This window comes from Cupriavidus basilensis, from assembly GCF_029335485.1.
In the GTDB taxonomy this organism is placed as follows: Bacteria; Pseudomonadota; Gammaproteobacteria; order Burkholderiales; family Burkholderiaceae; genus Cupriavidus; species Cupriavidus basilensis_E.
On record NZ_JARJLM010000150.1, the window covers coordinates 1 to 7,490 of the forward strand.

Below are 7,490 nucleotides of genomic sequence, written 5' to 3' on the forward strand. Positions count from 1 at the left end.
CATAGCGCGGGAAGGTGATCCACTGTTCGGCCAGGATGCGCTGCGCCACGTCGAGCGGGCCGGCAAACGGCTCGGGCCGGACCGCCTCGAACCGGTGACCGCGCCCCTGAAGCATCATCGACAGGGCCATGCACAGCACGCCCAGGCCCAGCGCGGGAACGGACAACGACAGCAGGCCATAGAAGAACAGCACATTGCCCGCCAGGAACATCGGCACGGCGACGATGTGCAGCAACAGGCTGCGCGGATGCGTGTGATTGCGGGCGTAGCCGTGCCATTGCCAGCGCAGCAGCCCTTCCGGGTGCCGGCTCATTGCCCGGTGCCGCGCTGGTTGACGCGGCGCCAGACCAGACGGCGCACCAGCAGCAGCACGCCCACGGCCACCAGCAGCAGCGGCCATCCCTCGCGGGCGACGTATTCCGGCAGGACACCGGTGTTCTGTGCCAGGAAGATCCCGCCCAGCAGGATCAGGACCACGGGGGCAATCAGCCCCTTGCCGCCACGGCCTTGTTTCATCTCGCTCTCCTCGCGCTTCGCTGCTCTCTCGGGCGCACCGTCATTGTTGCGGTGCATCAATCCGATGTGACGCCTTCAATGTATTCCGCCACGAACTGTAGCGACTGTACGCCGGGCACGCGCTTGGCGGAAGTAGTGTGCGACGAATGGAGAATCGGGGGCGCGAAAGGCGAGGATGCGGTGCCAGCGGCACCGGGTTGGCAAAGAGGAACGCCCGTCATGGCGCCTGCCGGGAGGCGCCGGCGGCGCCCCTTCCCCACCGGCGCGCCTTTCCGCGCTTGCCGCCGGTCAGGCTTCCACCACCTGCCCGCCGGCGGGTTCCGACAGCGCGCTGGTGACCGTATCGCGCGACAGGTGGGGCGCGAACATATTGATGAAGGCATGCGCGTAGCCGCGCAGGTAGGCGCCCCGCCGCACGGCCACGCTGGTGGTATTGGACTCGAACAGGTGATCGGCCGAGATCCGCACCAGCCCGGCATCCTTGCGCTCGTCGTAGGCCATCGAGGCGATGATGCCCACGCCCAGGTCCAGCTCCGCATAGGTCTTGATCACATCGGCGTCCATGGCGGTCAGCACGATCTCCGGCTGCAGGCCGGCCGCGGCAAAGGCCCCGTCGATCTTGCGGCGGCCGGTGAAGCCGGCGTCGTAGGTGATGATCGGGAAACCGGCGATATCCTCCAGCGTCGGCTCCGGCAGGTGCGTCAGCGGATGCTCCGGCGACACCACCAGCACGTGCTGCCAGGTGTAGGCCTCGAACGACGTCAGGCCCGCTTCGCTGGCCACCGCCTCGGTAGCGATCCCGATATCCGCCTGCCCGGTCAGCAGCAGTTCCACGATATGCGCCGGCGAGGCTTCCTGCAGCGCCAGCGTCACGTGCGGATAGGCGCGGCGGAAGCTCTGCACCACCTTGGGCAGGGCATAGCGCGCCTGGGTGTGGGTGGTGGCCACCGTCAGGCGGCCGGTATGGCGGCCGGCGAATTCGTCGCCCGCCTGGCGCAGGTTCTCGGCCTCGAGCAGCAGGCGCTCGACGATGCGCACGATCTCGCGGCCGGGCTCGGTCAGGCCAGTCAGGCGCTTGCCGTAGCGCTCGAAGATCTCGACGCCAAGCTCCTCCTCCAGCTCGCGGATCTGGCGGGATACGCCAGGCTGCGAAGTGTAGAGGGCATTGGCGACCTCGGTCAGGTTGAACTGGCGGCGTACCGCCTCGCGGATCGAACGCAGTTGCTGGAAATTCATGATGCGGCTCCCGCCGGGGCAACATTGGCCCGGGCTTGTGATTGTGATTGTGATCTGGCTTTGTCGTGGGACTGCGGCTGGGCGAAGACACGCAACTGGCGCGGCCTTACCGCCAGCAGTTCGCCTTCGCGGAAGCCCTGGTGGCGGAAGCGCTCGAGCGGCAGCGCCACTTCGATCACCTCCTGGGTATCTTCGCGTTCCAGTTCGAGCTGGGCCACGGGGCCCAGCGTGAGCGCGCGGCGCAGCGTCACCGCGATGCCGTCGGCGCCGGGCGCATAGCGTTCGAGATCGAGATCGTGCGGACGGACATAGGCCACGGCGTCGCCGGCCGCTTCGTGCCCGCTGCCGGTGACAGGCAGGATCGCGTCGCCGGTATGCAGCAGGCCGCCCCGCTCCCCGACTTCAAGCCGGCCGTGGAACAGGTTGACGTTGCCGAGGAAGCCGAACACGAAGGGCGTGGCCGGATGGTTGTAGACGGCTTCCGGCGTGCCCGCCTGCTCCACGTGGCCGCAGTTCATCAGCACCACCTGGTCGGCCACTTCAAGCGCTTCTTCCTGGTCGTGGGTGACGAACACGCTGGTCACGTGCAGTTCGTCGTGCAGGCGGCGCAGCCAGCGGCGCAGTTCCTTGCGGACCTTAGCGTCGAGCGCGCCGAACGGCTCGTCGAGCAGCAGCACGCGCGGCTCCACCGCCAGCGCGCGGGCCAGCGCAATGCGCTGGCGCTGCCCGCCGGACAACTGCGGCGGATAGCGGTCGGCCAGCCAGTCGAGCTGCACCAGTTCCAGCAGCGAGCGGACCTTGTCGCGGATCTGCGCTTCGCCCGGGCGCTCGGCGCGCGGCTTCACGCGCAGGCCGAAGGCCACGTTCTCGAACACTGTCATGTGCTTGAACAGGGCGTAATGCTGGAAGACAAAGCCGACCTGGCGCTGGCGCACATGCTGGTGCGAGGCATCGCGCCCTTCCAGCAGGATCTGGCCATCGTCCGCCCGCTCCAGGCCGGCGATGATGCGCAGCAGGGTGGTCTTGCCGCAGCCGGATGGCCCCAGCAGCGCCGTCAGCTGGCCTTCGTCGAAATCGAGCGTGACGTCGTCGAGCGCGACGAAATTGCCGAAGCGCTTCTGCACATTCTTGACCTGGATGCTCATGATGCCTGTCCTTGCAATTTGCCGGCGGCCGGGTTTTCCGGCGCGAAGTTCCCGTCTTCCGCGTGTTCGCCGCGCGCCCGGTATTCCACCAGCGTCTTGATCCCCAGCGTGACCAGGGCCAGCAGCGTCAGCAGCGATGCCACCGCGAAGGCGGCCGCGAAGTTGTACTCGTTGTAGAGGATCTCCACGTGCAGCGGCATGGTGTTGGTGAGCCCGCGGATATGGCCCGATACCACCGAGACCGCGCCGAACTCGCCCATGGCCCGCGCATTGCACAGGATCACGCCGTACAGCAGGCCCCAGCGGATATTGGGCAGGGTGATACGGCGGAAGGTCTGCCAGCCCGAGGCGCCCAGCACGATGGCGGCCTCTTCTTCCTCGCTGCCTTGCGCCTGCATCAGCGGAATCAGCTCCCGCGCGACAAAGGGAAAGGTGACGAAGATGGTGGCCAGCACGATGCCCGGCACCGCGAACATGATCTTGATGTCGTGCGCCTGCAGCCACGGCCCCAGCCAGCCCTGCGCGCCGAACAGCAACACATAGACCAGGCCCGAGATCACCGGCGACACCGAGAACGGCAGGTCGATCAGCGTGATCAGCAGATTCTTGCCGCGAAAATCGAACTTGGCGATGGCCCACGCCGCGGACACGCCGAACACCACGTTGAGCGGGACCGCAATGGCGGCCACCAGCAGCGTGAGCTGGATCGCGGCCACGGCATCTGGCTCGACCAGCGCATCGAAATACGTCTGCACCCCCTTGCGCAGCGCTTCATAGAACACCGAAGCCAGCGGGATGAACAGGAACAGTGCGAGGAACACCACCGCGATCGTGATCAGGGTGTAGCGCACCCACGGCGCCTCGCCCGTGGCATCCCGAAAACGCGCGGCGGGGGCGGAACGGCCGCCCAGGCCCTTGGTAACGACGCCGGCCATGTCAGTGCTCCGTATCCAGCGCCACGGAGGCGCGCACTGCCTGGTGGTGGCGGCGTGTCCACGCCTGCAGCAGGTTGATCAGCAGCAGCAGGGCGAAGGAGATCACCAGCATCACCACCGCCACCGCGGTGGCGCCCGCGTAGTCGTATTGCTCCAGCTTGGAATAAATCATCAGCGGCGCGATCTCGGAGACCATCGGCATATTGCCGGAGATAAACACCACCGAGCCGTACTCGCCAGTGGCCCGGGCGAAAGACAGCGCGAACCCGGTCAGCAGCGCCGGCAGGATGGTCGGCAGGATCACGCGGACAAAGGTCTGCAGGCGGGTGGCGCCCAGGCTGGCGGCGGCCTCCTCCAGTTCCTGCTCCGCATCCTCCAGCACCGGCTGCACGGTGCGCACCACGAAGGGCAGCCCGATGAAGGTCAGCGCCACCACCACGCCCAGCGGCGTGAAGGCCACCTTGATGCCGAGCGGCTCCAGGTAGCGGCCGAGCCAGCCGTTGCCGGCGTACAGCGCGGTCAGTGCGATACCGGCCACCGCGGTGGGCAAGGCAAACGGCAGGTCCACCAGCGCATCGACCAGGCGCTTGCCGGGAAAGCGGTAGCGCACCAGCACCCAGGCCACCACCAGCCCGAACACGGTGTTCACGATGGCGGCGATCAGCGAAGCGCCGAAGCTGAGTTGCAGGGAAGCCACCACCCGGGGGGCACTCACCGCACTCCAGAAACCTTCCCAGCTCATGGTGAAGGTCTTGAGAAAGGTCGCCGACAGCGGGATCAGGACGATCAGCGTCAGATAGAACAGCGTGAAGCCCAACGACAGGCCAAAGCCCGGGAGCACGGTAAAGCGCTGCTTGCCCGGTTTGACGGGCGTGCGCCTGCGCGCCTGCGGGGTATCCGGCCTCGCCGGGGGCGGATTGTCCGCCAGGGAAATCGAGGGTGGCATGTCGTCTCGTCTGTGCCGTCGGTGTCGTATCCGCCGCCCGACAAAGGATTTCGGCAAGGTTTCTGGCCAGAAATCCAGGAAGCGGGGACGGTTTCTTTATGACGCCGGCGCATAAGGCACCGGCCTACGAGACAAATTCTGCAGATACCGCCTTATAAACAGAACGAATCTTTACGTATGTTCTTAGGCGTTTTAGATATAAGGAAACGTGGACGACACTTCCACGCCCGCTTCCCAAGGCCCGGCGCGGTCCCCGGACAGACCGGCGCTGCCCTCCGCCTCGATCCGCTGGATCAGGGTATCCAGCAGCGCGAGCCCTTCAGGCCACTGGTCCAGCCCGGAATCCGCATTGATGTGGCCCAGCATGCCTGCGTCGTGCAGCTCGCTGCCCCACAGCGTGCCCCAGCTGAAGGCCGTGCGCTGCAGCATCCATGGATCGTTGCGGCTGGCCACCAGGATGGTGGGAAACGCCAGGCGGTGTGCCGGCAGCAGCCCGGCCACGCCGAATTTGTCCGGATCGGCCGGCGCCACCAGCAATGCGCCCGCGATGCCTTCGGGATCCAGCGCTGCCTGGCGCAGCGCCGCCAGGCAGCCGAAGCTGTGCGCCACCAGGATGACCCCGCGCTGCGCCACCCGCTGCGCCCGCATCACGCTCTCGGAGACGCGCTCGGCCCACAGCGGCAGGCTCGGGCGCGACCAGTCGTGCTGCTCCACCCGCTGCCAGTCCGGGAAACGCTGCTCCCAGCGGCTTTGCCAGTGGCCCGGGCCGCTGCCGTGCAGGCCGGGTACCGTCAGGATCTGCAGACCCTTGGGTACCTTCAGCCGCACCTCGGCGGCCCGTCCGCCACTGCCCGCCTGCCCGCCGCGCGGCTCCATCGCGGCCGGCCTCTTCGTCTGCGTCATATCGGCTCCTTGCTCAACTCCATCTGGGCACGGCCGGACCGGGTCCGGGCCGCCCCACCCTCGGTTTCGTCATTGCCGGCACCGCCGCGCTCCCCTCGCACATCGCGCAGGTTGCGCGCGCTGACCGCCGCGCCGGTGTAGCTGCCCTGCCCCAGCGCGATGCCGGCCGCCTGCAGCCGCTCGGCATGCTCGGCGTTCTCCAGGCGGCGCCCGATCAGGGTCACGCCGGCGCTGTCCGCGCTGGCCTGCAGCCCGGCCAGCTGGCGGTCGGTCCAGTTGCGGCGCATGTCGAGCTTGAGCCAGTCAGGCAAGGCGTGCGCCATCAACGCGCCCGCCTCCGCCGGGTCCGATGCCTGCAGGCTGACGGCAAAGCCATTGCGGCGGTAGTTGCCCACCACATGCAGCAACAGCGGCAGATCGTCGTTGGCGCTGGCCGGCACCTGGATCACGAACCGTTCGAGCGGCAGGCCGAGCGATTGCAGCGCGCGCCGGAACGCGGAGCCATGATCGTCGGCCACCGCCGCCAGCAGCCGGTTATGGACATTGAGCACCAGCTTGCGGTCGCCGTCCGCGGCGAAGTAATTGATGGCATGCACCAGCCGCGAGAGCCGGTCCAGCGAGACCAGCGAGGCATCGTCCGCCGCCATGGCGAACAGCTTCCACGCGGCCAGTCCCACGCCGTCGCCGGCATAGGTGCGCAGCGTGCCCTCGTGCGCCACCACGTCGCGGCTGGACAAGGTGATGAGCGGCTCGAAGGCGCTGGTCAGCGAACAGTTGTAGAACTGGCCCTGCACCTGGCCACGCTCGTCGCGCCACAACTGGCGATCGTTCTCGGGCCGCCGCGGCAACCCTTCCAGGTAGTGGGTGAGTGCCGCCAGCCCCACGCCTGCTTCGTTCGCGCTTGCCATTGCGATTTCCTTATGCGTTGCGCCTGCGCCTCGGGCGAGACGTCAAAGCTTGGCCAGCGAGACCTCGGTGGCCTTCACCAGGGCAACCACTTCGCTGCCGATGGCGAGGCCGAGGTCCTTGACCGAGCGGGTGGTGATGACCGAGGTGACGATGCCGGCCGGCGTCTCGACGTCGACCTCCGAGACCACCGGGCCTTCGATGATGGCGGCAACCTTGCCGCGGAACTGGTTACGTACGTTGATGGCCTGAATGCTCATGATAGAAGTTCCTTTGCGTCAGTGAGAATGAAGAATGCGTGAAACCTGTTGAGTGAATTGCGATGAGTGACGTTGCCCGCTCACGCGCGCCCTGGTCGCTCGCCGGTTGCGCCGGCTCCGCCCGACCCGCCGGCATATGACGGTGCTTGTCTCGCCTGCCACCTTGCATGCAGCCTTGCATGCAAGCTTGTCTGCCGCATGGTTTGCCACCTTGCCGGCGCTTGCCGCGTTTGCGCGCCTAGATCGCCCAGCGCACCGAGTCGGCCGTGCGCGCGACCGGCCAGTCCGCCGCGCGGCCCGCATGGTGCCCAGGCACAGCGGCATCGTGCGGCGCTGCCCCGTCGCGTTGCATCACCCGGCGCAGGACCGCGTCCTCCAGCTGCGCGAACGCGGCGGAGCCCCGCTGGCGCGGCCGCGGCAGCGCCACACGCTGGTCCAGCGCAATGCGGCCATCCTCGATCAGCACCACACGGTCGGCCAGCGCGACCGCCTCCGAGACATCGTGGGTGACCAGCAGCGCGGTAAAACCCAGGCGCTGCCACAGCGCCTCGATCAGGCCCTGCATTTCGATGCGCGTCAGCGCATCGAGCGCGCCCAGCGGCTCGTCCAGCAGCAGCAGGCGCGGGTGGTGGACCAGTGCACG

At 67.7% G+C, this 7,490-nt stretch carries 9 protein-coding genes and 1 pseudogene; all 10 read right to left on the bottom strand.

Annotation, left to right across the window (positions count from 1 at the left end; translation table 11 throughout):
* The coding region (locus P3W85_RS08595; protein ID WP_276264456.1) for an Mpo1-like protein at positions 1–313 on the bottom strand (313 nt) is incomplete at its 3' end.
* Positions 310–516, bottom strand: a complete 207-nt coding sequence (locus P3W85_RS08600; protein WP_276264457.1) for a LiaI-LiaF-like domain-containing protein — start codon at positions 514–516, stop codon at positions 310–312. The genes P3W85_RS08595 and P3W85_RS08600, both read right to left, overlap by 4 nt.
* Before the next feature lie 288 nt (positions 517–804).
* Complete coding sequence (locus P3W85_RS08605) at positions 805–1,752, bottom strand: CysB family HTH-type transcriptional regulator (protein WP_276264458.1); 948 nt, start codon at positions 1,750–1,752, stop codon at positions 805–807.
* The gene (locus tag P3W85_RS08610; protein ID WP_276264459.1) at positions 1,749–2,897 is read right to left on the bottom strand and encodes a sulfate/molybdate ABC transporter ATP-binding protein; all 1,149 of its coding nucleotides are present in this window, start codon (positions 2,895–2,897) and stop codon (positions 1,749–1,751) included. Before P3W85_RS08610 ends, P3W85_RS08605 begins: the two co-directional genes overlap by 4 nt.
* Complete coding sequence (cysW, locus tag P3W85_RS08615) at positions 2,894–3,832, bottom strand: sulfate ABC transporter permease subunit CysW (RefSeq protein ID WP_276264460.1); 939 nt, start codon at positions 3,830–3,832, stop codon at positions 2,894–2,896. Before cysW ends, P3W85_RS08610 begins: the two co-directional genes overlap by 4 nt.
* 1 nt (position 3,833) lies before the next feature.
* Positions 3,834–4,778: a sulfate ABC transporter permease subunit CysT gene (gene cysT, locus P3W85_RS08620; protein WP_017230769.1), complete on the bottom strand. Its 945-nt coding sequence runs from the start codon at positions 4,776–4,778 to the stop codon at positions 3,834–3,836.
* Between the two features lie 192 nt (positions 4,779–4,970).
* Positions 4,971–5,654 (bottom strand): RBBP9/YdeN family alpha/beta hydrolase, encoded by a 684-nt coding sequence (locus P3W85_RS08625; protein WP_276264462.1) that lies wholly within the window; start codon positions 5,652–5,654, stop codon positions 4,971–4,973.
* Between the two features lie 23 nt (positions 5,655–5,677).
* Entirely contained in the window at positions 5,678–6,589 is a 912-nt protein-coding gene (locus tag P3W85_RS08630; RefSeq protein WP_276264461.1) for an EAL domain-containing protein, read from the bottom strand.
* Positions 6,590–6,631: 42 nt separating this feature from the next.
* Positions 6,632–6,847 (bottom strand): TOBE domain-containing protein, encoded by a 216-nt coding sequence (locus P3W85_RS08635; RefSeq protein WP_017224957.1) that lies wholly within the window; start codon positions 6,845–6,847, stop codon positions 6,632–6,634.
* 238 nt (positions 6,848–7,085) lie between these two features.
* Positions 7,086–7,490, bottom strand: a pseudogene (locus P3W85_RS08640) (aliphatic sulfonate ABC transporter ATP-binding protein); the annotation flags it as partial.